The following is a 21,436-nucleotide window of genomic DNA, read 5'->3' as shown; positions in this document are numbered from 1 at the left end:
GAAGACGCATTATGCGTCGCCGGCCCCCTATCAGGTTGCAAAAGGATGCTCGCAGGTTACAACGGGATGACGGTCAGGCGTCTGCCAGTTCCACGATGTTGACGATATGCGCCTGGGTATATTCCAGCAGGCCCGCCTCGCCCAGTTCGCTGCCCAGTCCGGATTGTTTCACCCCGCGGAACGGGATGTTGGCGTCGATCGCCAGATGCTGGTTGACCCATACCGTGCCGGTGTCGATCTGCATGGCCACGGCGGTCGCGCGCGCGACATCCTTGCCCCATACCGTGCCGGCCAGGCCATAGTCGCTGTCATTGGCGCGGGCGATGACATCGGCGATATCGTCATATTTCTGCACCGGCAGCACCGGACCGAACTGCTCCTCCTGCACCAGCGGCGCGTCTTCGGGCAGGTCGCGCACGATGGTCGGCGCGATGAAGTAGCCCGGCCGGTCCATCGGCTCGCCGCCCGCCAGCACCGTGCCGCGCGTCTTGGCGTCGGCGATCAGGGCGCTGACCTTGTCGAACTGCATCTTGTTCTGCACCGGGCCAATGGTCGTGCCCTGCTTGGCGCCATCGTCGACGATCGCCTCGTTCGCCAGCTTCGCCAACTCGTCGCAGAAATCGTCATACAGCGCGCTGGGGACATAGGCGCGCTTCACTGCGACGCAAATCTGCCCGGCATTGGTCATCGCGCCCTGATAGACCTTCTTGGCCACCTGACGCGCGTCGACATCGTCCAGCACGATCGCCGCGTCGTTGCCGCCCAGTTCCAGCGTCACCCGCTTCACGGTTCCGGCGGAGGAGGCCATCACCTTCTTGCCGGTCGCGGTCGATCCGGTGAAGGCGACCTTGGCGATATCCTTGTGCCCGGTCATCAGCGGCCCCAGTTCATTCTGGTCGCAGACGATGTTCAGCACGCCCGCCGGCAGGATCGCCTGCGCCAGCTCGCCGAACAACAGGGTGGTCAGCGGCGTCGTCGGCGCGGGCTTGGCGACCATCGTATTGCCCGTCACCAATGCCGGTCCCAGCTTGTTCATCAGCAGGATCAGCGGAAAATTCCAGGGCGTGATCGACGCGACTACGCCCAGCGGCGTGCGATGCTCGATCACCTTGTTGCCGCCCTCGTCCTTCAATGTCTTGGGTTCCACCCGCATCGCGGCGAAGGCGCGCAGGGTGAAGACGCTGCCCATGATCTCGTAACCGGCCTGGTCCAGCGGCTTGCCCTGTTCGGCGGTCAGCAGGCTGGCGAATTCGCCGATCCGCGCCTCCAGCGCATCGGCCAGTTTCAGGACCAGCGCGGCGCGCTCCTCCACCGGCGTTGCCGCCCAGCCGGGCTGCGCGCGCTTGGCCGCCGCGATCGCGCGTTCCAGCAGCGCCTCGTCGGCCTTGGGACAGGCGGCGAACGATTCTGCCGTCGCCGGGTTCACCACGTCGAACGTGCTGGCGCCCGGCGTCAGTTCGCCGTCGATCAGCATCCGAAATTCATGATCCATGAGTCGCTCTCCTTATATAGGCTATCGCAGGCCGATCCGGACGGACACTTGGCTATCGCTTTCCGCAGCGGCTGGCTATATCCTGTATATGTGCGCCTGGGATACAATTTTGACAAGAGGGTATCGAAACAGATGAAACAAGGGGCCGATCTCCAGACGCTCGTCGGCTATCGCGTGCAGCGGGCCAATCTGCTGATGGAAACCGACGCGCGCGCCGCGCTGTCGGATTTCGACCTGTCGCCGGCGAAGATGACTGCGCTCATCCTGATCCGCGACAATCCCGGCTGCGACCAGACTGCGCTGGGTCGCGCGCTCAGCATCAATCGGTCGAGCGCGATGAAACTGGTCAACATCCTGGCCGACAAGGGCTTCGTGGAACGGCGGCCTGGCCGCGACTTGCGGACCAACGCCCTGGCCTTGCTGCCCGAAGGCGCGCGCCAGCTCGAAAAGATGGTCGCTGCGGTCCGCCGGTCCGACGCGCGCATGACGCAGCGGCTGAGCGCCGACGAACTGGCGACCCTGCACGACCTGCTGGCCCGGCTCGGGCCTGCGACGGGCCTATCGGATGACGAGGGCTGAACAACATGGGCTTGCGCAAAATGTATCATAGGCGCACAATCTGCGCGAACCAGGCGGCCGATTCGACCCGATAGCGCCGCGCGAAACGGGGAGATGGATGCGCGTGACCGAAGCTGTTTGCATGGATGAAACGGAAATCCTGGGTCACGGCCTGCCCTCCGCTTCGCTGGATTGCCTGCTGCGTCCCCGCTCGGTCGCGATCGTCGGCGCCTCGGACAAGCCCGGCGCGCTGGGCGCATCGGTATTGGCCAACCTCGTGCGGCAGGGTTTCGACGGAGACATCCATCTGGTCAATCCCAAGCGCACGGAGATTGGCGGGCGGCCCTGCGTCGCGTCGGTCGATGACCTGCCGGAAGGTGTCCATGTCGCTGTTCTCGCCATCCCGCGTGCCGGCGTGCTGGACACGATGCGCGGCCTCGCCCGCCGCGGCGTGCGCGCCGCCGTCATCTTCTCCGCCGGCTTTGCCGAGGACGGGCCGCAGGGCCTGGCCGACCAGCAGGCCATCGCCCGCATCGCCCGCGAAAGCGGCATGGTGGTGGAGGGGCCGAATTGCCTCGGCCTCGTCAATTTCCGCGACAATGTCTCGCTGACCTTTATCGAAATGCCGGAGGCGAAGGCGCAGGGCGATCGCCGTGTCGGCATCGTCTCGCAGTCGGGCGCGATGGCCGCCGTGCTGGCGACGACCATGATCCATCGCGACGTGCCCTTGAACTGCTACATCTCCACCGGCAATGAAGCGGCCAGCGGGATCGAGGATTATCTGGCCTATCTGGTCGATCAGCCCGACACCGCCGTCATCGCCCTCATCGCCGAACATGTGCGCGATCCCGCCCGTTTCCTCGCCGCCGCCCGGGCCGCCCGCGACGCGGGCAAGGCCGTCGTGCTGCTCCACCCCGGCCGCAGCGCCGCGGGCGCGGAAAGCGCCGCAACCCATACCGGCGCGATGGCGGGCGACCATGCGGTCATGGCCGTTCATGTCCAGCGCGCCGGCGTTATCCTGGCGGACTCGCTGGAGGAACTGGGCGACATCGTCGAAATCCTCGCCCGCTCGCCTGATGCCGGGATCGGCGGGACCGGCGTCATCGCCGAATCCGGCGCGTTCAAGGCGATGATGCTCGACCTGGCCGAAGCGGTCGCGCTCGACCTGCCGAAACTGACCGATGCCGACAGCCCGGCGCTGCGCGCGGCTCTGCCCGATTTCGTCCCCGTGACCAATCCGATGGACATCACCGCCCAGGGGCTGGTCGATCCCGGCCTTTATGGCCGCACGCTGGCCGCGCTGGCGCAGGACGACCGGATCGGCACGATCCTCCTCACCCTGATCCAGACCGATACCGGCACGTCGCACATCAAGTTCAAGGCGGTTCTCGACGCGCTTCAGGCGATCGGCGAGACGAAGCCGGTCATCGTCGGCGGCGTCGATGAAGGCGGCGGCGTCTTCGCCGACGATCTCGCCGCGCTGCGGGCGGCCGGCGTCACCTATCTGCCCACCGCCGAACGCACGCTGCGCGCGCTTGCCCGCATCGCCGCCCATCGTCAGCGCGACGAGCAGGTGGCCCCGCTCGCCGCCGATCCGATCGCCGATCTGGCGCAGGTCGGCAGCAGCATCCCCGAACATCGGTCGAAGGCCATCATGGGCGCGCAGGGCATCGCCTTCCCCGCCTTCGAATTGGCCCAGAGCGCGGCCGAAGCCGTCGCCGCCGCCGATCGCCTCGGCTATCCGGTGGTCTTGAAGGCCCAGTCCCCCGAACTACCGCACAAGAGCGATGCGGGCGGCGTCATCATCAACCTGGCCGACCCGCAAGCCGTGGCGGCCGGCTGGGACCGGCTGATGGCCAATCTCGCCGCCTCGCGCCCTGGCCTCGAACTCGACGGCGTACTGGTGGAGGGGATGGCGGCGAAGGGCGTCGAACTCATCGTGGGCGCGCGCAACGATCCGCATTGGGGACCGACCATCCTCGTCGGCTTCGGCGGCGTCGCGGCCGAATTGCTGCACGATGTCTGCCTGCTCCCGCCCGACCTGACCCGCGACGCGATCATCGCGCAGATCCGCACGCTGCGCATGGCGCCTTTGCTCGACGGCTTCCGCGGCGCCCCGGCGATGGACATCGGCGCGGTCGCCGACATGGTCCAGCGCCTGGGCCAGATGGTCGCCGCCACGCCGGCCATCCGCGAAGTCGATCTCAACCCGGTGATCGTCTATCCGGCGGGGCAGGGCGCCATCGCCCTGGACGCGCTGATTTCCCTATAACCCCCTCCGTTCGTTTCGAGCGAAGTCGAGAAATGTGACGCGCCACGTCAGCCGCTTCTCGACACGCGCGAAGCGAACGGGTTTTTTACGTCAGCGCATAATAGCGCAGCACATTCCCGTCCGCGCGCCGCTCGCCCACGCCAATGAACACATGCTTGGTCAGCCAGTCATGCTTGCCGACCGGGCATTCGAAACTGGGATTGCCGCGCAGATAATAATCCTGCTGCTCCACCGGCTCGCCGTCGCCGAACGCCCAGTCGCGCAGGCGCGCCATCGTGTCGGGCTTGCGCCCCCACAGGAAACCCCGATTATTGAGCAGGATCAGCGTGCCATCCTCTTCCTCCAGCATGTAGCGGGCGTTGAACACAGCGACGTCGTCGGGCCGGAAATAGGCATAGTCGCCGCCCGACCCCGGCACCGCCTTGCCCCTGATCCGCGGTCCCTCGAACGTCCCGCCATCGACATAGACGGCGCTGCGATTGCCGCCCATCGGCGTATTCACGATGGTCTGAACCCGCGGAAATTGCAGCCGCACCTCCATTGCGAATTCCAGACGCGGATTGTCCAGCGTCGAAAACAGATTTTCCATCAACCCAACTCCCCAATCACCCTAATTCCCCAATCACCCTAATTCCAGCGTCCCGCCATCCACGAACAGATTGGCGGCGGTGATAAAACTGGCTTCCTCCGAAGCCAGGAACAGAACGGCACGCGCGACTTCCTCCGCCCGGCCTATGCGCTGCATCGGCACCGCCGCGATCATCGCCTCGCGCATGGCCTCCACATCGGCCTCGCTCATGCCCGGATTGCGGTGCAGCAGCGGCGTTTCGATCGGACCGGGGCTGACCAGGTTGACGCGAATGCCTTCACCCACCAGTTCGCCCGCAATGACCTTGAGCGCCGCATACAGCCCGCCCTTGGCCGCTGCATAGGCGGTATTGCCCGGCACGAAGGCATGGCCGCCGATGGATCCCGTCGCTACGACCGACCCGCCCCGGCCCATCAGCCGCAACGCCTTCTGGATGGCGAACACGCAGCCGCGCAGGTTGACGCCATGGACATGGTCCCAGTCGTCGGGCGTCAGGTCGCGGAAAGGCGCGAAGCCACCCACGCCTGCATTGACGAACAGCGTATCGATCCGCCCGTCCTGCGCCGCGATGTCGCCGATCACCGCCTCCATCGCGTCCAGATCGGCGATGTCCGCGCGATAGCCCCTTGCGCCCGCGATCCCGGCCACCGCCGCATCGATCGTCGCCTGGTCGCGCCCGCTGATCCGCACCGTCGCGCCCTCCGTCGCGAAGGCCTGCGCGCTCGCCAGGCCGATGCCGCTATTGCCGCCCACGACCAGCACGATCTTATCCTTGAATCGCATCGCTGCCTCCCGGTTCAAAAGGGGGAATGGGGATTGGGGCTGTCGGCCGGCACATCCTGCACCACGTCCCAATGCTCGACGATCCTGTCGCCTTCGATGCGGAAGATGTCCATCACCGCAAAGCCGGTATCGCCTGCCCACCGCCGCACATGATAATGGACGACCACATGGTCGCCATCGGCAAAGCGCCGTTTGATATCATGCACCGCATCGGGATTCTCCGCGCGCACCTTGCGCAGAAAGGCTTTCAGCGGTTCCAGCCCGGTATCGACCCACTGGTTATGCTGGATATAGTCCGCCGCGATGAAGCGGCCGGCGGCGTCGCCGTCCATCGGGATCAGCACATGGTCGAACATCGCCTGCACCAGATCCAGGTTGCGCTGTTCCTGCGCACTATAGCTCATCACCCTCTCCCTGCATTTTTCGCTGGCGTCGATCCGCCCTTTGCCCTTACGATAACGATCGTTATTAAAAGGGCAAGCGGGCAGGGGAAAAATCCCGCCCCTTCGGACAAGAGGAGAGGGCGATGGAACGCGCCGATTACGATCGCTATGCGCAGGCGTTCAACGACCGGGACTATGACACGGTGTTCGATTTCTACGCGCCGGGCGCCAGCATCCGCTTCTTCGGCGTGGACCTCGGCAGCCGCGAAGCGTTCAAGCGCTTCTACGGCTTTCTCCACGCCCATGTCATCGAAACGCTCACGATCGAGCGTTTCGCGTCCAGCGCCGATCTGGTCGCGCTCGAAGGGATCATCCGGGTCGAAGGCGTCAAGGATCTCGACGCCGCTGCGCTGGCGGCGCAGGGGCTGGACCAGTTCGCCCCGATCGCGAAGGGCCAAGTCCAGGAAATGCGCCAATATATCCATTATCATGTCGCCGACGGCAAATTCACCAGCGTCGGCTGCGCGATTGTCGGCTGAGTGACCTGCCGCACCACGCATGGCTTGACTTCACCACCGCCAGATGCCCTATCGGAAGACCATGTCGAACAGCAGCCCGCCCCGGAAACCGTCCGCGTCCTCCAAGTCGCCGCGGCCGCGCGCTGCCGAAGCCAGCCCGGCGGACACGCTCCACCGCGTGCTGCGGCTGGCGAACAAGCTGATGGCGCCTTTCTCCACCTATCTGGAACATCGCTACAAGATCAGCCTCAATGAATTTCGCCTGCTGATGCTGATCGGGCGCCACCCCAATTCGGCGAGCCATGAGCTGGCCGAAATGACCGGAGTCAATCCGATGAGCGTCTCCCGCGCGGTCGCCGCGCTGCAAAAGCATGGCCGCATCGCGGTCGAGCGCGACCCCGGCAACAAGCGGCGCAAGACGCTGATCCTGACCGACGAGGGGCAGCGCCTCTACGGCCTGATGCGCCCGCAGACGGACAAGGTGGCGACCTATCTCGTCTCGGCGCTGGCAGGGCAGGAGGTCGACATGCTCAACCAGTATCTCGACACGCTGGTCGACACGCTCGAAGCCACCGACGACAGCGGCAACAGCCGGTTCCTCGAATTCACCCGGCCCGACGGCGACGACGAGCCGACGGCCTGATCGTTCAGGCCTGCCGCGCCAGCGCGGCGGGCAGTTCGGCCCGCAACAGGTCCAGCAGCCCGCTGATCTTGGGCAGCAGATGGCGACGCTGCGGATAGACCGCCCAGATCGGTTCGTCATCGGGTCGGAAATCGTCCAGCACTTCCTCCAGCGCGCCCGATGCGATGTGGGGCAGCAGGTAGAATTCGGGTAACTGGCATACCCCCATGCCCGCAATCGCGGCCTCCGCCACCGCGCCGCCGCTGTTGCAGCGCCACCGCCCCTTGGGCCGGATGCTCTCCGCCCGCCCGCCCCGCCGGAACCGCCACAGCGGCGACGTGCCGACCAGGCATTCGTGCCGCGACAGGTCGCCGGGTTTGCCGGGCCGGCCCTGCCGGTCGAGATAGGCGGGCGCGGCGCAGGTATGGAGCCGCCGCGAGGCGATCCGGGTGCCGATCAGCCGCGATTCCGCCAGCTCCCCGGTGCGGATGGCCAGGTCATAGCCCTCGCCCACCAGGTCGACCAGCCGGTTGGTCAGGTCGATGCTGATCCGCAGCTTGGCATGGCTGGAGGCATAGCGCCGCACGATCGGCGCGATGAAGCGCTCGCCCATAGCGGTGGAGCAGGTGATGCGAATGTCCCCCTGCGGCTCGCCGCCCTCGCTGATCATCGCGATCGCCTCGTCTCGCTCGGCGACGATCCGGCTGCAATGGTCGAAAAAGACCCGGCCCGTATCGGTCAGCCGCACCGTCCGGGTTGTGCGGTGGAACAAAGGCGCCTGCACCCGCGCCTCCAGCGCAGCGATGGCGCGGCTCATATGGGTGGTCGACAGGCCCAGCGCCTCGGCGCCCGCCTTGAAACTGCCCGCGGCTGCGATCGCGACGAACTCGTCTATGCCTTCCCAGCGGTGCATATTGTCCCACTCCAGAAATAATGAATCCCGCAAATGCTTTCTTATCGCGCAGGCGGGATATTGCTAGAGCGGGCGACACCACCGCCGCACGGCGCGGGCTTGCACGGGCCCCTGCCGATCGGGCACAGGATTTTCCGATTATCGGACCAATTCGGGAGTAGACCCATGAAGACCCGCGCCGCCGTCGCCTTCGAAGCCAAGAAACCGCTGGAGATCGTCGAACTCGACCTGGAAGGCCCCAAGGCGGGCGAGGTTCTGGTGGAGATCATGGCGACGGGCATCTGCCATACCGACGCGTACACGCTCGACGGGCTGGACAGCGAGGGCATCTTTCCCTCGGTCCTGGGCCATGAGGGCGCGGGCATCGTGCGCGAAGTCGGCCCCGGCGTCACCTCGGTCAAGCCGGGCGACCATGTCATCCCGCTCTACACCCCCGAATGCCGCCAGTGCAAAAGCTGCCTGTCGGGCAAGACCAACCTGTGCACCGCGATCCGCGCGACCCAGGGCAAGGGGCTTATGCCCGACGGCACGACCCGCTTTTCCTACAAGGGCCAGCCCGTCTTCCACTATATGGGCTGCTCGACCTTCTCCAATTTCACCGTCCTGCCTGAAATCGCGGTGGCGAAGATTCGCGAGGACGCGCCCTTCCAGTCGAGCTGCTACATCGGCTGCGGCGTGACCACGGGCGTGGGCGCGGTCATCAATACGGCCAAGGTGCAGGTGGGCGACAATGTCGTCATCTTCGGCCTGGGCGGCATCGGCCTTAACGTGATCCAGGGCGCACGCCTGGCCGGCGCGAACAGGATCATCGGCGTCGATATCAACCCCGACCGGGAGGAATGGGGTCGCAAGTTCGGCATGACCGACTTCCTCAACTCCAGGGGCCTGTCGCGCGAGGACACCGTGGCGAAGATCGTCGAGATGACCGACGGCGGCGCCGACTATACGTTCGACGCGACCGGAAATACCGATGTGATGCGCACCGCGCTGGAAGCCTGCCATCGCGGCTGGGGCACGTCGATCATCATCGGCGTGGCCGAAGCGGGCAAGGAGATCGCGACCCGTCCCTTCCAGCTCGTCACCGGCCGCAACTGGCGCGGCACGGCCTTCGGCGGCGCCAAGGGCCGGACCGACGTGCCCAAGATCGTCGACATGTACATGACCGGCAAGATCGAGATCGACCCGATGATCACCCATGTCATGGGTCTGGAGGAGATCAACACCGCCTTCGACCTGATGCACGCGGGCAAGAGCATCCGTTCGGTCGTCGTCTACTGATGGAAACGGTCAGCACCAATCGCGCCTTTGGCGGCGTGCAGGGCGTGTACCGGCACGCCTCTGCCGTCACCGGCACGGACATGACCTTCTCGGTCTATGTCCCCCCGCATGAGGCGGGCGCGACGCTGCCGGTCGTCTGGTATCTGTCGGGGCTGACCTGCACCCACGCCAATGTCACGGACAAGGGCGAATATCGCCGCCTGTGCGCCGAACTGGGGCTGATCTTCGTCGCACCCGACACCTCGCCCCGCGGTGAGGGCGTGCCCGACGACCCCGACGGCGCCTATGATTTCGGGCTGGGCGCGGGCTTCTATGTCGATGCGACGCAGGCGCCCTTCGCCGATCATTACCGCATGTGGTCCTATGTGACGCAGGAACTGCCCGCGCTCGTCGCCGCACATTTCCCCGCCGACCCGGATCGCCAGTCGATCATGGGCCATTCGATGGGCGGCCATGGCGCGCTCACCATCGGCCTGACCTACCCCGACCGGTACAAGGCCGTCTCCGCTTTCGCGCCGATCGTCGCGCCCTCGCAAGTGCCCTGGGGACACAAGGCGCTGGGCGGCTATCTGGGCGACGATCGCGCCGCCTGGCGCAAGCATGACGCCGTCGCCCTGATCGAGGATGGCGCGCGCCTGCCCGCCTTGCTGGTGGACCAGGGCGCGGCCGACGCTTTCCTGGAGCCGCAATTGCGGCCTGGTCTGCTGCGCGCCGCCTGCGACGGGGCCGGCATCCCGCTGACGCTGACGCTGCGCGATGGCTATGACCATAGCTATTATTTCATCGCAACCTTCATGGGCGATCATCTGCGCTGGCACGCCGCGCGGCTGACGCAGCAAGGCGCGGCATGAGCATCGACCTGCTGACCGACGATGTCGTGAACGAACCCTAGCAGGGCGCGGTGCGCGAAGGGAAGGGCGCCTTCTTCGTCATCCGCGACGGCCGGATCGCGCGGGTCAGCAACCACTATAATCTCGCCGACTGGCTGGCGCAGGTCGGCTAGAGCATCGTGCGGAAAAATGGGAACCGCTTTTCTGCTTAAAACGATGCGACAACAAAAACTAAGAGCGCGCGATGTGCGTCGGATTTAACGCAGCATGCTCTAGGCGCGCACGCGCGCCTGCTCCAGGCCGAGCGCCGCCATCACCAGCAGCATCGTCAGGAAACTGACCCCCAGAACGCCGGTCAGCGGCAGGATGGACACCGATGGCAGCAGCGACACCGCCGCGCTTGCCGCGGCCGTGATCGCCAGTTGCAACGTGCCGAGCAATCCCGCCGCCGCCCCCGCGCCGCCGGCCGCCGCATCCAGCGCGGAAATCGCCGCAGGCGTCAGGATGAAGCCGGACAGGGCGAACAAAAGCATCGAATAGGCTTGGAACAGCGCGATCGGCGCCCCCGCGCCCGCCAAAGCGATCAGCCCGGTCGCGCCGATTGCGACCAGCGCCACCCCGGTCACCAGCGGCCGCGCGCCCAGCCGCCGCATCAGCGCCGGCGCGAACTGGGTCGCGATGATCGACGTCACGGCATTCAGCGCCAGCAGCAGGCTGTAATGATGCGGCGTCAGCCCGAACCCCTGCGTATAGACGAACGGCGCGGCGGTCACGAAGGCGAAGGGCACCGTCGTCGCCAGCCCCGCCACCAGCGTCCAGCCCAGGAACGCGGGCGTCGCCAGCAACCCGCGATAGGCCTGCATCATCGGCTGAGGGCGTAGCCGCTTTTCGGGCGGCAGCGATTCCGGCAGCCTCAGCGCGACCGCCACCAGCGCCACGATGCCGCCGCCCGCCAGCAGCAGGAACAGTCCGCGCCACGGCATGATCTGCAACAGGTAACTTCCGGCCAGCGGCGCCAGCACCGGCGATATGCCGATGATCAGGAAGGTGAAGGCCATGAGTTGCGCGGCGCGATGACCGCTATGCCGGTCGCGGATCATCGCGCGCACGCTCGATGTCCCCGCACATGCCCCCATGCCCTGTAGAAATCGGCATGCGACCAGCATGGTCAGGCTGGTCGCCATCGCGCAGGCGATCGAGGCGATCGTGAATAGCGCCAGCCCGCCGATCAGCGGCCGCCGCCGCCCGAACCGGTCGCCCAAACTCCCCAACGGAATCTGCGCCAGCGCCAGCCCCAGGAAGAAGGCGGACAGCGTGCGCTGCACCGCGCCGCTGTCCGCCGCCATCGCTCGCGCCATGCCCGGCATGGCCGGCAGGTACAGGTCGATGGCGAAGGGGCCGAGCGAGGAGAGAAAGCCGAAGGCGATGCCCAGCAGCAGGCTCGGCTCGGTGTCTTTCCGGCCGGCCGGGTCGGTGGCGTGCGGCATCGTCTGGTCAGTCCTCTCCCTAATTAGTAACGAACGTTATATTTGTTTTGCGCCTTTCACAAGCGTTTGCGCGGCCTTGCGACCGGCGATGTTTCGATTTGCATATTGTGTCATCCACATACAATGTGCGCCGCATGGAGCGCAGCGCTCGCCGCCGCGCCTTGCCCCGATAAATGAGAGGAACGCCGCCCATGGCCGTCATGCCGACCGCAGCCTTGCCCGCCGACGATCCGCGCAGCATTCTGGCCAGCCGGCCGATGCGCCTGCCGCAGGTCATGGCGATCGCCATCTGCTTTCTGCTCAATGCGCTCGACGGGTTCGACATTCTCGCCGTCACCTTCGCCGCGCCGGGCATCGCCCGCGCATGGAGCATCGGCCCCGGCGCGATCGGGCTGGTCGTGTCGGCCGGGCTGGCGGGCATGGTCGTCGGCTCGCTGACGCTGGGCCAGCTTGCCGACCGCATCGGGCGTCGGCCGCAAATCCTCCTGTGCCTCGCCATCATGGTGGGCGGAATGTTGGCCTCCGCCTTCGCCCCCAACGTCGTGCTACTCTGCCTGCTGCGCGCCTTTACCGGCCTTGGCCTCGGCGCGGTGCTGGCGGCGGTCAACGCCGCGTCGGCGGAATTCGCCAACCGGCGCCGCCGCGACCTGGCGGTCAGCATCATGGCGGCGGGCTATCCGGTCGGCGGCATCGTCGGCGGCTGGGGCGCGGCGCAATTGCTCAGGAACCATGGCTGGGAATCGATCTTCCTCGCCGGCGCCGGCGCCACCGCGCTGATGGTGCCGCTCGTGCTGCTCCTGCTGCCCGAATCGGTCAGTTGGCTCGCCACTCGCCACGGCCCGGCTGCGCTGCCGCGCATCAACGCCATATTGCGCCGGCTCGGCCAGCCGGAAGCGGGGCAGGTGGCCATCGTGGACGAACCCAGGGCGTCGATGGGCCAGCTCTTCGCCGATCGCTACCGCGTCACCACGATCGCGCTGATCCTCATGTACGGCCTGCACATGATGACCTTCTATTATGCGCTGGGCTGGGCGCCCTCGCTGGTCGTGGCGCTGGGGTTCGATCCGTCGCGCGCGACGATCGTGTCGGTGTTCATGAACATGGGCGGCGCGATCGGCGGGCTGACGCTCGGCTTCCTCTCGCCGCGCCTCGGCCTGCGCCCGCTGGTGATCGGCGGGCTGGCCGGCGCGGCGGTCGCGGTCGCCGCCTTCGGCGCCGTCCCCGCCGCCATGGTCTGGCTTCAGGTGGCGGCGTTCATCCTGGGCTTTCTCGCCAATGGATCGGTGGTCGGCCTCTATGCCCTGATCGCCAATATCTATCCCACCACGCTGCGCGCGACCGGCACCGGCACGGTGATCGGCTTCGGCCGCATGGGCGCGGCGCTCGGCCCGTTCCTCGCCGGGCAGTTGCTGGCGGTGGGGGCGGGCAGGGGCGTCACCTCGCTGCTGCTCGCGCTGGGTTCTGCGGTCGCCGCGCTGGTCCTGCTGCTGTCGCGTCTTCGCCCGGCGGATGAGGAAAGGCACCTGCCTTAGCGCGGATCATTCGGGTCGCCCGCCCGCATTTTCTCTCTGGCCCGACCCGAAATATTCGTGTAGATGAAATATTCATGGATGCGAAATCATCAGATTGCGATGTCGGCGCCCCCCTCCTGATCCTGCCGGGATTGCTGTGCGATTCCCGCATGTTCGGCGAAACGCTGGCCGCTTTCCCCGGCAGCGCTGTGATCGATGGTTTCTACCCCGGTTGCGACCGAATCGAGGCGATGGCCGATCATGTCATCGCCCACATGCCCGATCGCTGCGCCCTGCTGGGCCATTCGATGGGCGCGCGGGTCGCGCTTGAAGTCATGCGCAAGACGCCCGATCGCGTGGAGCGGCTCGCGCTGGTCGATACCGGCGTTCACCCTGTAAAGCCCGGCGAGCGCGAGGGTCGCTACCGCCTGCGCGATATCGGCCGCGCCCAGGGCATCGGCGCGCTGGTGGCGCAATGGCTGCCGCCGATGATGGGATTCGCGGCCTTGCGCAACGAAGCGCTGATGGACGCGCTCTACGCCATGGCGGTCGCCGCCGGCCTGTCGACGTTCGAAGCCCAGATCGAGGCGTTGTTGCACCGTCCCTCGGTCGATGCGCTGCTGCCGGCGATCGCCTGTCCGACCATCGCCATGGTCGGCCGGCAGGACCAATGGTCCCCGGTCGCCCAGCATATATCCATCGCCGCCGCGATTCCCGGCGCGCAACTGCGCGTCGTCGAAGGCGCCGGCCATATGATGCCTGCGGAAGCGCCGCAGGCCTTCAACCATCTCGTGCGGCAATGGCTTTCAATGCCGTCCGTGCAAGACATTTGTGAACTTCCGGATCAAGTCGAAGGAGAGGTTTGAATGACTGACAAGACCCTGCAACAGCTGCTCGATGAAAAGGGCGACATCGTCGAATTCCTGCGCAACCAGCAGGTCGGCCCCAATGCCTATCCGGGCGTGCCGGGCGAATATAGCAACTGGCGCGACGAACAGCGCAGCTGGGCGGAAAGCTCGGTCCTGTTCAACCAGAGCTTCCACATGGTCGACCTGCTCGTCACCGGCCCCGGCGCGTTCGACATGCTCGCCTATCTCGCCCCCAATAGTTTCAAGGGCTTCGTGCCGAACCGCGCCAAGCAGTTCGCGCCCGTCACGCCCGAAGGCTATGTGATCGGCGACGTCATCCTCTTCTATCTGGAAGAAGAAAAGTTCGAACTGGTCGGCCGCGCCCCCTCGATCGAATGGGTCGAATATTGGGCCTCGACCGGCAAGTGGGACGTGAAGGTGGAACGCGACGAGCGCACCATCGCCCGCCCGCTCGACCAGCAGGGTTATCGCCGCAACTATCGCTTCCAGTTGCAGGGGCCGAACGCCATGCCGGTGCTGGAAAAGGCGATGGGCCAGACCCCGCCGGACCTGAAATTCTTCCACATGGCGCCGATCATGATCGCCGGCGTCGAAGTGCGCGCGCTGCGCCACGGCATGGCCGGCCAGCCGGGCTACGAACTGTTTGGTCCGTGGGAAGATTATGACACCGTCCGCAACGCGCTGATCGAAGCGGGCAAGGATTATGGCCTCACCCTGTGCGGCGGCCGTACCTATTCGTCGAACACGCTGGAATCCGGCTGGATCCCCTCGCCGCTGCCCGCCACCTATACCGGCGAAGGCTCGAAGGGTTTTCGCGAATGGATCGGCGAAAACAGCTATGAAGGCAAATGCTCGCTCGGCGGCAGCTTCGTCTCCGACAAGATCGAGGATTACTACCTCAATCCGTGGGAACTGGGCTATGGCATCATGGTCAAGTTCGACCATGAGTTCGTCGGCCGCGAAGCGCTGGAAAAGATCAAGGATCAGCCGCACCGTCAAAAGGTGACGCTGGCCCTCGACAATGAAGATATCGTCCGCGTCATGAGCTCCATGCTTCAGACCGGCGACAAGGCCAAGTTCCTCGAATTCCCCAGCGCCGTTTACTGTATGCATCCCTATGATGCGGTGCTGAAGGATGGGAAGACCGTCGGCCTGTCCACCTGGATCGGCTACACCATCAATGCCGGTCGCTTCCTGGCGCTGGCGATGGTCGACGCCGAATTCGCCGCACCCGGCACCGAAGTGACTTTGCTGTGGGGCGAACCCAATGGCGGCACGCGCAAGCCGACCGTCGAACCGCATGTCCAGACCGAAATCAAGGCGATCGTCTCCTCGGTCCCCTATTCGGAAGCCGCCCGCGACAACTACGCCGACGGCTGGCGCACCAAGGCCGCCTGATCGGCTGATATCCCGAGCGGGAGGGGACGGGGGATGCCGAAAGGCGTCCCCCGTTTTCGTTGGGGGACGGAGCTTCGCAAAGCTATTGGTCCGGTGACGACCAATCAGAGACGATCATTTAATCAGCCTTGTTGCCGCAAAGCCGCCGAACCCATTGCCTGTAAAACACGAAAACGAGGGTAGTTAACGGAATCGCCCCGAAGATGGATAGCGGCGCGAGAATTTGCATAAAAATGCCGGGAGGCGGGCACCCCGCTGGTTCCAAAGAACATGCTGGCTCGACCGGTGCCGGAAAAATGCCGAGAACGAGCAAAAAATAGAGCATCCAGAAGACCAGTGCCATCCCGGCAAAAGCCAAATAGAGGCAATAGCGGAATACCGTCTGCATACCGCTATCATCAGGGCCAATCTGATTGGCGTCAATGTCCGCTATCCCGGATGTTTTCTCGAAGCCCGACCGTCCCCTCACCACCCATTGTCGCCATTCAAAGACAGATAGGCTTTCGGCATTTCTTCCAACCACCCAACCCCTTCCAATGTAGGATAATGTCTGATCTATCCTGATGGATGAAGCAGCGTTTCGCCTCATTCAGACCCGCCCGGACCGTTGATGCGTCCCTGTCGTGTCGGCGGCGCATAACCGTCGTGCGCCTGTCGCGCCGCTGTCGCCCATGCGGCGCGTCACAGACGCTTCGCAGGGGCGTCGGAAGCGCTTCGCGAACGCGTCCGGCCTCTTTCACCCGACGACACTGTATACTTTGCCTCGCCGCGTCCATGACGCGCCACGCTTCACACCGCCGGCATCTCGGCGGCGGTGAACAGGCTCACGGCCTGCTCCAGCTTGGCGATGGTCCGTCCCTCCACCTCGGCGGTGAAACGCGGCACGGGGATCGCCAGGGCAAAGGCGCCGACCGCCACATCGTCCACCATCACCGCCATGCCAAGGCCGCAGATGCCCGGCGTATATTCCTCGCGAGTGCGGCCGATGCCGGTGGCGCGGATCTCCGCCAGTTCGGCGCGCAACTGCGCTTCATCGGTAATGCTGCTGGGGGTGAAGCTCTCCAGCCGCGCCTGTGCGAAATAGCCGTCCAGTTCGGCATCGGCCATGGTGGCGAGCAGCGCCTTGCCCGCGGCCAGGCAATGGAGCGGGCTGCGCGTGCCCACGCTGATCGAATAGCGCAGCGACTGTTCCGCCGTCTCGGTCACGATCGCCTCCAGATGCCAGCCGTCGCGGATGAAGAAGGACGCCGTCTCGTTCATCTGCAACCGCAGCGACTTGACCAGCGGCCGGACCTTGTCGGCCAGCGACATGGCGATCCGGGGCGCGGCCAGTCGGTCGAGCGCTGGCCCAGGCAGATAGCGCCGCCCTTCGCGGGTCAGATAGTGGCGCTCCGCCAGCGTCGCGAGCAGGTAGGACAGGCTGCTGACCGGGATCGCCAGCCCGGCGGCGATCTCCTGCGCCACCACCCCGGCCGGGCGCGCCACGACATATTCGATGATGTCAATGGTGCGCATCGCCGATTTGACGGTGGACGGCGTGGTGCCATTCATGAGCCAGCGAACCCCTGTTTAAAACGTAAGACCGCCCCGCCTTTCGGCAAAGCGCCAGCCCGCCTCTATGCGCACGAAACGGTCGTGAAAGGAACCGACTTTCGGCGCGCCCTCGCCTGTGAACAACAGCATTGCGCTTTCCCCCGTCGCTTCGCTGTCGTTCAGGACGTCGATGACGACATTGGAGCAGACATGCCGCGTCGTCCGCGCCGGCCGGGCGAGGAAAGCGGCGAGGATCGCGTCGCGCCCCTCCGTCCACTCGTCCGGCGCAGTCGGGCGCGCCATGCGGCCATCGGGCGCATAGAGCGCCGCGACATCCGCCCATCGCCCCGCGTCATTCAGATTGGCGTAGAGCGCAACCAGACGGGCGCAATCCTGTTCGATTCCGCGGCGCTGCTCGTCCGTCACTGCCGACCTCACAGGCGCGCGTCCGCCAGGTCCGCGCCGGCGCGTAGCGACCGCAGCTTCTTCCAGGTCACCGCCGGGTCGATCTTGCCATATCCGGCGAAGGTGCCGAAGCCGCAATCGGTGCTGGCGATCACCCGGTCCTTGCCGACGATCCCGGCGAAACGCGCGATCCGCTGGGCGATCAGTTCGGGATGTTCGACATAGTTGGAGCAGGTATCGATCAGGCCGGGGGCAAGGATCTTGTCGCCCGGCACTTTGGCGTCGCGCCACACCGTCCATTCATGCTCGTGGCATGGATTGGCGCCCTCGAACAGCACGGTCGCGGGACGGGCGGCCAATATGATGTCGATCACCTTCTCCAGCGGAATGTCGTGATCGTGCGGCCCTTCATAATTGCCCCAGCAGATATGCATTCGCATCCGGTCCGCGGGGATATTGGCGGTCGCGGCATTCAGTGCTTCGACATTGGCGGCGGCGATCCTGATGAACTCCTCGTCGCTCGCATCCTGATAGCCGGTGTGGCGCGACATGGCGAGGTCGGGGCAATCGAGCTGCAGGTCGAATCCCGCCGCGACGATCGTCTCATATTCCTCGCGCATCGCATCGACCAGATCGGCCAGATAGGCTTCGTGGCTGGGATAATGGCGGTTGACCTGGAAAGCGGTGATGAGGCCGGGGGACGCGGCGTTCATGAAGGCGCGGGTGCCGGCATGACCGGCCAGCGCCGTCTTGAACCGGCGGATGTCGTCGTGCAGCGGCGCCAGCGTCACCAGCCGGACCGGCCCGATGCAGGAGGCGCGGGTAAATTCCTGGCTCCCCATGATCGCCGCCAGCTTCTGCCGCAGTTCCGGCAGCGGAGCGAGGTCGGCCGCGACCTTGCGATCGATATGCCCGCCAAAGCCCGACAATCGCTCGATCATATAGGTGGAATAGCCGACCTTGCCCAGTTCGCCGTCGCTGACGATGGACACGCCCGCGCCGACCTGCGCCGCTACTGCTTCGGTCACCGCCTGCTGGACCGCCGCATCGAACAAGGTGGCATCATAGGGCTCGCCCTTGTCGCGGGCCAGCAGCAGCGGGGTAAGCGCGTCGCCGCGCGGCAGGCTGCCGACATGGGTGGTGGCTATGGACATGCATCTCTCTCCCTCGAATGGCAGATAGGTGCCATAAATTCACGAATATGGATATATCATAAATGTGAAGTACCCTGCGAAAGGGAGGGTGCGGCATCTGGACAATCGCGTTGCCATGCCTATATACCGATCGGTATGAAAATGGCAGCCGAACCCGTAACGAGAGGACGCCCCAGGGAATTCGATCCCGAGGAAGCCCTGTCGGCTGCGCTCCAGGTCTTCTGGACCCGCGGCTATGAAGGCGCGTCGCTGGCCGAACTGACCGAGGCGATGGGCATCACCAAGCCCAGCCTATACGCCTGTTTCGGCAACAAGGAAGCGCTGTTTCACAAGGCGCTCGACCTCTATGAGCGCGACAAGCTCTGCTATATGCGCTCCGCTCTCGATGCCCCCACCGCGCGCGGTGTCGCCGAACGTCTGCTGCGCGGCACCCTGCAAATCCAGACCGGCGGCAATGATCCGCGCGCCTGCCTCGGCGTCATCAGCATGGTCGCCTGCACCACCCAGGCCGAATCGATCAAGACCGATGTGATCGCGCGCCGCGCCTCGTCGGACAAGGCGCTGGTCGAACGGCTGGAGCGCGCCAGGGCGGAAGGCGATCTGCCCGCCGCGATCGAACCGGCCGCGATCGCCACCTATCTGACCGCCGTCATCCAGGGCATGGGCGTCCAGGCCAGCGGCGGGGCGACTCCCGCGCAGCTCGAGCAGCTGGTTGAAACGACGCTCGCCATGTGGCCCAGCGCCTGAGCATTTCCGCCTCGTTCAGCATCGCTTCATAAATTTTTACCAAGCGGTACAGAAAGCGGTTGACGACATGCCGCATCGCATTATATACCGATAAGTATGAAATCCGGTTGAGGCTCAGCCTCGAAGGAGGCTCAATGGCAAAAGCCTGTTTATCCATAAGCGAGTGACATCGACTTAACGGCCGTTCCGGCGCGCCGCATCTGCATCAACATCTGGTCATGCCGGGTGGGGCCTGCGTCCTGCCGACCATGACCTGCGCATCCTGACGCCGCCGCGGTTCGGGAGAGGATCGTGCATGCCCCATCGGGCGGCGCGGCCAGGTTTGCGCATCATCAGGGGACCGATCAAATGGCCTATATCGATTTTGCCCAGCCGCTGCTCGCGGTTGGCGACGGCATCGCCTTGTCTGTCGTGCGCGACCGTATCAAAGCCGCCGCCACCGGCTTTTCGCCGACCGAATGGCAGGTAGTGCAACTGGCCCGCGGCGATGGTCTGGCATCTTTGCGCGAACCGGGCCTCTGGACGCGGATCAAGACCATGATCTTCGGTCCGCAACCGCATTTCCGGCTCGCCAGCGCGCGTCTGGAAGCGCTGCGCCGGCTCGCCGTGGAGGGGTGGCACAATGGTTTCGCTGTCCGCCCTTCCGCCATCACCGATTTCCGCGCAGCGGGTTTCAGCGAGGGGCAGCTTGAATTGCTCCTTTCCGCGATCACCGCTGCGCGCCACAGCATCAAGGGGACTGTCGCATGAACATGATCACGAAGATCGACGCGGACGCACCGGCCGCGGAAATCCGGTCTGAAGCGGTGCGCAAGCGCTGGAGCGGCCGGCATGTCGCCTGGGCCGCGCTGGCGCTGGCGATCGTCGGGGGCGTCGGCTGGAAATATGCGGGCCAGCCGCAGGCGCAGGCGTCCGCCGCGCCGGTGGTGACGGTGGGCGTCGCCGCACCGCTGATGCGGCAGGTGGTGCAATGGGACGATTATGTCGGCCGCTTCGCCCCCAGCCAGACGGTCGATGTCCGGCCGCGCGTGTCGGGGCCGGTGACGGCGATCCACTTCCGCGACGGCGACATCGTGCGCAAGGGGCAGTTGCTCTTCACGCTCGACCAGCGGCCCTTTCTCGCCGCGCTGGCCGAAGCCCGCGCCAATGTCGCCAGCGCACGCAGCGGCCTGCGACTGGCACAGGCGGACTATGCCCGCGTCCAGCGCCTGACCGGTGACGAAGCTGTGTCGGCGAGCGAGATCGATACGCTACGCGCCCGCCTGCAAGCGGCGCAGGCGGCGCTCGCCGCGGCCGACGCCCGCGCCCGCACTCGTGCGCTGGATGTCGAATTCACCCTGATCCGCGCCCCGATATCGGGCCGGGTATCCGATCGCAAGGTCGATATCGGCAATCTGGTATCGGGGGCGGAAGGGGCGGGCGCCAGCCTGCTCACCACGATCAATGCGCTCGACCCCATCTATTTCAGCTTTGACGCCTCCGAAGCGCTGTTCCTGAAATCGCAGCGGGATCATGCTGAAGGCAATGGCGGCGAAGTCGAAATCCGCCTGCAGGACGAAGCCGATTATCGCTGGAAGGGACAACTCGACTTCACCGACAATGGCCTTGATCCCCGGTCAGGCACCATCCGCGGCCGCGCCGTGCTGCACAATCCCGACCTGTTCCTGACGCCCGGCCTGTTTGGCAATATGCGCCTGTCCAGCGGCGGCAAGGTCAACGCTCTGCTGGTCCCGGACGAAGCGATTCAGTCCGACCAGGCGCTCAAGACGGTGCTGGTGGTCGGCCGCGACGATGTGGTCGCCGCCAAGCCAGTGCAACTGGGGCCGCTGGTCGATGGGCTGCGGATCATCCGTTCGGGACTGTCGCCACAGGACAAGGTCGTCGTGACCAATGCCCAGGCTGCCACGCCCGGCACGAAGGTTGCGACCCGCAGCGCCCCGATCAAGGCGACCCCGGCACCGATCACACCGACCGACAGGGCCGCGCTGGTGGCATCTCAGGCGACGTTCGAGCGGTAACACAGCCGCGTTCCCGTTGATTTCCCCGCCCACGATCCGACCCGTCGGATCGTGCGGCCTCCCTTTTGCTTTTCGC

22 protein-coding genes and 1 pseudogene are annotated in these 21,436 nt (G+C 65.7%); 13 read left to right on the top strand and 10 right to left on the bottom strand.

All coding sequences use genetic code 11. The features are described 5' to 3' along the window. Window positions 1–73: 73 nt before the first annotated feature. The gene (locus ABT375_RS21935) at window positions 74–1,492 is read right to left on the bottom strand and encodes an aldehyde dehydrogenase family protein (RefSeq protein WP_416465287.1); all 1,419 of its coding nucleotides are present in this window, start codon (window positions 1,490–1,492) and stop codon (window positions 74–76) included. 132 nt (window positions 1,493–1,624) lie between these two features. Here ABT375_RS21935 and ABT375_RS21930 point away from each other — a divergent pair, with 132 nt between their 5' ends. Both ABT375_RS21930 and ABT375_RS21925 read left to right on the top strand, forming a co-directional pair. Then, complete coding sequence (locus tag ABT375_RS21930) at window positions 1,625–2,071, top strand: MarR family winged helix-turn-helix transcriptional regulator (RefSeq protein ID WP_224550867.1); 447 nt, start codon at window positions 1,625–1,627, stop codon at window positions 2,069–2,071. 121 nt (window positions 2,072–2,192) lie between these two features. After that, on the top strand, window positions 2,193–4,322 hold the full coding sequence (locus ABT375_RS21925) for an acetate--CoA ligase family protein (RefSeq protein WP_416465902.1): 2,130 nt from the start codon (window positions 2,193–2,195) through the stop codon (window positions 4,320–4,322). 85 nt (window positions 4,323–4,407) lie between these two features. On the opposite strand, the gene ABT375_RS21920 is transcribed toward ABT375_RS21925, so the two are convergent. Genes ABT375_RS21920 through ABT375_RS21910 form a run of 3 tightly spaced genes read right to left on the bottom strand, consistent with a single transcriptional unit; the run spans window position 4,408 to window position 6,098 of the window. After that, window positions 4,408–4,911: a DUF3237 domain-containing protein gene (locus ABT375_RS21920; RefSeq protein WP_416465285.1), complete on the bottom strand. Its 504-nt coding sequence runs from the start codon at window positions 4,909–4,911 to the stop codon at window positions 4,408–4,410. A gap of 33 nt (window positions 4,912–4,944) precedes the next feature. Further along, window positions 4,945–5,694: an SDR family oxidoreductase gene (locus ABT375_RS21915; RefSeq protein ID WP_416465283.1), complete on the bottom strand. Its 750-nt coding sequence runs from the start codon at window positions 5,692–5,694 to the stop codon at window positions 4,945–4,947. 14 nt (window positions 5,695–5,708) lie between these two features. Next, window positions 5,709–6,098, bottom strand: coding sequence for an ester cyclase (locus ABT375_RS21910; protein WP_416465281.1), 390 nt, complete (start codon window positions 6,096–6,098; stop codon window positions 5,709–5,711). A 122-nt stretch (window positions 6,099–6,220) separates the two neighbouring features. On the opposite strand from ABT375_RS21910, the gene ABT375_RS21905 reads away from it, so the two are divergent. Further along, window positions 6,221–6,616 carry a nuclear transport factor 2 family protein gene (locus ABT375_RS21905; RefSeq protein WP_261937015.1) on the top strand — a complete coding sequence of 132 codons (396 nt, stop codon included), beginning with the start codon at window positions 6,221–6,223 and terminating at the stop codon, window positions 6,614–6,616. Window positions 6,617–6,677: 61 nt separating this feature from the next. Then, window positions 6,678–7,238 carry a MarR family winged helix-turn-helix transcriptional regulator gene (locus ABT375_RS21900; RefSeq protein WP_416465279.1) on the top strand — a complete coding sequence of 187 codons (561 nt, stop codon included), beginning with the start codon at window positions 6,678–6,680 and terminating at the stop codon, window positions 7,236–7,238. A gap of 4 nt (window positions 7,239–7,242) precedes the next feature. Here the strand turns inward: ABT375_RS21900 and ABT375_RS21895 are convergent, their stop codons facing one another. Next, window positions 7,243–8,130: a LysR family transcriptional regulator gene (locus ABT375_RS21895; protein ID WP_416465277.1), complete on the bottom strand. Its 888-nt coding sequence runs from the start codon at window positions 8,128–8,130 to the stop codon at window positions 7,243–7,245. 165 nt (window positions 8,131–8,295) lie between these two features. Between ABT375_RS21895 and ABT375_RS21890 the strand changes: the two genes are divergently transcribed. The 3 genes and pseudogenes from ABT375_RS21890 to ABT375_RS21880 form a co-directional block, all read left to right on the top strand. Continuing rightward, the gene (locus ABT375_RS21890; protein WP_224550862.1) at window positions 8,296–9,408 is read left to right on the top strand and encodes an S-(hydroxymethyl)glutathione dehydrogenase/class III alcohol dehydrogenase; all 1,113 of its coding nucleotides are present in this window, start codon (window positions 8,296–8,298) and stop codon (window positions 9,406–9,408) included. Further along, a complete protein-coding gene (fghA, locus tag ABT375_RS21885; RefSeq protein ID WP_416465274.1) occupies window positions 9,408–10,259 on the top strand; it encodes an S-formylglutathione hydrolase in 852 nt (283 codons plus the stop codon). The genes ABT375_RS21890 and fghA overlap by 1 nt, the downstream gene beginning before the upstream one ends. Before the next feature lie 65 nt (window positions 10,260–10,324). Then, window positions 10,325–10,411 (top strand): annotated as a pseudogene (locus ABT375_RS21880) (cytosolic protein); the annotation flags it as partial. Between the two features lie 99 nt (window positions 10,412–10,510). On the opposite strand, the gene ABT375_RS21875 reads toward ABT375_RS21880, so the two are convergent. Then, entirely contained in the window at window positions 10,511–11,725 is a 1,215-nt protein-coding gene (locus tag ABT375_RS21875) for a multidrug effflux MFS transporter (RefSeq protein WP_416465272.1), read from the bottom strand. Window positions 11,726–11,916: 191 nt separating this feature from the next. Here ABT375_RS21875 and ABT375_RS21870 point away from each other — a divergent pair, with 191 nt between their 5' ends. The 3 genes from ABT375_RS21870 to desA all read left to right on the top strand — a co-directional run bounded on the left by ABT375_RS21870 (window position 11,917) and on the right by desA (window position 15,503). Further along, a complete protein-coding gene (locus ABT375_RS21870) occupies window positions 11,917–13,257 on the top strand; it encodes an MFS transporter (RefSeq protein WP_416465270.1) in 1,341 nt (446 codons plus the stop codon). Between the two features lie 74 nt (window positions 13,258–13,331). Next, the gene (locus tag ABT375_RS21865; protein ID WP_416465268.1) at window positions 13,332–14,102 is read left to right on the top strand and encodes an alpha/beta fold hydrolase; all 771 of its coding nucleotides are present in this window, start codon (window positions 13,332–13,334) and stop codon (window positions 14,100–14,102) included. Further along, window positions 14,103–15,503, top strand: a complete 1,401-nt coding sequence (gene desA / locus ABT375_RS21860; RefSeq protein ID WP_416465266.1) for a syringate O-demethylase — start codon at window positions 14,103–14,105, stop codon at window positions 15,501–15,503. It begins immediately after the preceding gene. 118 nt (window positions 15,504–15,621) lie between these two features. Here desA and ABT375_RS21855 read toward each other — a convergent pair whose 3' ends face one another. The 4 genes from ABT375_RS21855 to ABT375_RS21840 all read right to left on the bottom strand — a co-directional run bounded on the left by ABT375_RS21855 (window position 15,622) and on the right by ABT375_RS21840 (window position 18,595). Next, the gene (locus ABT375_RS21855) at window positions 15,622–15,891 is read right to left on the bottom strand and encodes a hypothetical protein (protein WP_261937009.1); all 270 of its coding nucleotides are present in this window, start codon (window positions 15,889–15,891) and stop codon (window positions 15,622–15,624) included. Between the two features lie 401 nt (window positions 15,892–16,292). Then, window positions 16,293–17,054 (bottom strand): IclR family transcriptional regulator, encoded by a 762-nt coding sequence (locus tag ABT375_RS21850; protein ID WP_261937008.1) that lies wholly within the window; start codon window positions 17,052–17,054, stop codon window positions 16,293–16,295. Window positions 17,055–17,072: 18 nt separating this feature from the next. Continuing rightward, window positions 17,073–17,462, bottom strand: coding sequence for a nuclear transport factor 2 family protein (locus ABT375_RS21845; RefSeq protein ID WP_416465264.1), 390 nt, complete (start codon window positions 17,460–17,462; stop codon window positions 17,073–17,075). An 8-nt stretch (window positions 17,463–17,470) separates the two neighbouring features. Then, window positions 17,471–18,595 (bottom strand): cobalamin-independent methionine synthase II family protein, encoded by a 1,125-nt coding sequence (locus ABT375_RS21840; RefSeq protein ID WP_416465262.1) that lies wholly within the window; start codon window positions 18,593–18,595, stop codon window positions 17,471–17,473. Window positions 18,596–18,730: 135 nt separating this feature from the next. Here ABT375_RS21840 and ABT375_RS21835 point away from each other — a divergent pair, with 135 nt between their 5' ends. From ABT375_RS21835 to ABT375_RS21825, 3 genes are all read left to right on the top strand, one after another. Continuing rightward, entirely contained in the window at window positions 18,731–19,342 is a 612-nt protein-coding gene (locus ABT375_RS21835; RefSeq protein WP_224550602.1) for a TetR/AcrR family transcriptional regulator, read from the top strand. 348 nt (window positions 19,343–19,690) lie between these two features. Further along, window positions 19,691–20,092 (top strand): hypothetical protein, encoded by a 402-nt coding sequence (locus ABT375_RS21830; RefSeq protein ID WP_416465260.1) that lies wholly within the window; start codon window positions 19,691–19,693, stop codon window positions 20,090–20,092. Beyond that, window positions 20,089–21,360, top strand: a complete 1,272-nt coding sequence (locus ABT375_RS21825; RefSeq protein WP_416465258.1) for an efflux RND transporter periplasmic adaptor subunit — start codon at window positions 20,089–20,091, stop codon at window positions 21,358–21,360. Before ABT375_RS21830 ends, ABT375_RS21825 begins: the two co-directional genes overlap by 4 nt. Window positions 21,361–21,436: the final 76 nt, after the last annotated feature.

It is taken from the genome of Sphingomonas sp. VDB2, from assembly GCF_047946695.1.
Classification (GTDB): Bacteria; Pseudomonadota; Alphaproteobacteria; order Sphingomonadales; family Sphingomonadaceae; genus Sphingobium; species Sphingobium bisphenolicum.
The sequence above is the reverse complement of the archived record's forward strand: the minus strand, read 5'-3'. Positions and strand labels throughout refer to the sequence as shown.

What these genes read in the sequence shown, in the direction of transcription:
- desA (WP_416465266.1), top strand. Translation starts at nt 14,103, where the DNA reads ATGACTGACAAGACCCTGCAACAGCTGCTCGATGAAAAGGGCGACATC.
- ABT375_RS21855 (WP_261937009.1), bottom strand. Translation starts at nt 15,891, where the DNA reads ATGCAGACGGTATTCCGCTATTGCCTCTATTTGGCTTTTGCCGGGATG.
- ABT375_RS21870 (WP_416465270.1), top strand. Translation starts at nt 11,917, where the DNA reads ATGGCCGTCATGCCGACCGCAGCCTTGCCCGCCGACGATCCGCGCAGC.
- ABT375_RS21910 (WP_416465281.1), bottom strand. Translation starts at nt 6,098, where the DNA reads ATGAGCTATAGTGCGCAGGAACAGCGCAACCTGGATCTGGTGCAGGCG.
- fghA (WP_416465274.1), top strand. Translation starts at nt 9,408, where the DNA reads ATGGAAACGGTCAGCACCAATCGCGCCTTTGGCGGCGTGCAGGGCGTG.
- ABT375_RS21890 (WP_224550862.1), top strand. Translation starts at nt 8,296, where the DNA reads ATGAAGACCCGCGCCGCCGTCGCCTTCGAAGCCAAGAAACCGCTGGAG.
- ABT375_RS21865 (WP_416465268.1), top strand. Translation starts at nt 13,332, where the DNA reads ATGGATGCGAAATCATCAGATTGCGATGTCGGCGCCCCCCTCCTGATC.
- ABT375_RS21840 (WP_416465262.1), bottom strand. Translation starts at nt 18,595, where the DNA reads ATGTCCATAGCCACCACCCATGTCGGCAGCCTGCCGCGCGGCGACGCG.
- ABT375_RS21900 (WP_416465279.1), top strand. Translation starts at nt 6,678, where the DNA reads ATGTCGAACAGCAGCCCGCCCCGGAAACCGTCCGCGTCCTCCAAGTCG.
- ABT375_RS21875 (WP_416465272.1), bottom strand. Translation starts at nt 11,725, where the DNA reads ATGCCGCACGCCACCGACCCGGCCGGCCGGAAAGACACCGAGCCGAGC.
- ABT375_RS21930 (WP_224550867.1), top strand. Translation starts at nt 1,625, where the DNA reads ATGAAACAAGGGGCCGATCTCCAGACGCTCGTCGGCTATCGCGTGCAG.
- ABT375_RS21935 (WP_416465287.1), bottom strand. Translation starts at nt 1,492, where the DNA reads ATGGATCATGAATTTCGGATGCTGATCGACGGCGAACTGACGCCGGGC.
- ABT375_RS21825 (WP_416465258.1), top strand. Translation starts at nt 20,089, where the DNA reads ATGAACATGATCACGAAGATCGACGCGGACGCACCGGCCGCGGAAATC.
- ABT375_RS21835 (WP_224550602.1), top strand. Translation starts at nt 18,731, where the DNA reads ATGAAAATGGCAGCCGAACCCGTAACGAGAGGACGCCCCAGGGAATTC.
- ABT375_RS21830 (WP_416465260.1), top strand. Translation starts at nt 19,691, where the DNA reads ATGGCCTATATCGATTTTGCCCAGCCGCTGCTCGCGGTTGGCGACGGC.
- ABT375_RS21920 (WP_416465285.1), bottom strand. Translation starts at nt 4,911, where the DNA reads ATGGAAAATCTGTTTTCGACGCTGGACAATCCGCGTCTGGAATTCGCA.
- ABT375_RS21925 (WP_416465902.1), top strand. Translation starts at nt 2,193, where the DNA reads ATGGATGAAACGGAAATCCTGGGTCACGGCCTGCCCTCCGCTTCGCTG.
- ABT375_RS21895 (WP_416465277.1), bottom strand. Translation starts at nt 8,130, where the DNA reads ATGCACCGCTGGGAAGGCATAGACGAGTTCGTCGCGATCGCAGCCGCG.
- ABT375_RS21915 (WP_416465283.1), bottom strand. Translation starts at nt 5,694, where the DNA reads ATGCGATTCAAGGATAAGATCGTGCTGGTCGTGGGCGGCAATAGCGGC.
- ABT375_RS21905 (WP_261937015.1), top strand. Translation starts at nt 6,221, where the DNA reads ATGGAACGCGCCGATTACGATCGCTATGCGCAGGCGTTCAACGACCGG.
- ABT375_RS21850 (WP_261937008.1), bottom strand. Translation starts at nt 17,054, where the DNA reads ATGAATGGCACCACGCCGTCCACCGTCAAATCGGCGATGCGCACCATT.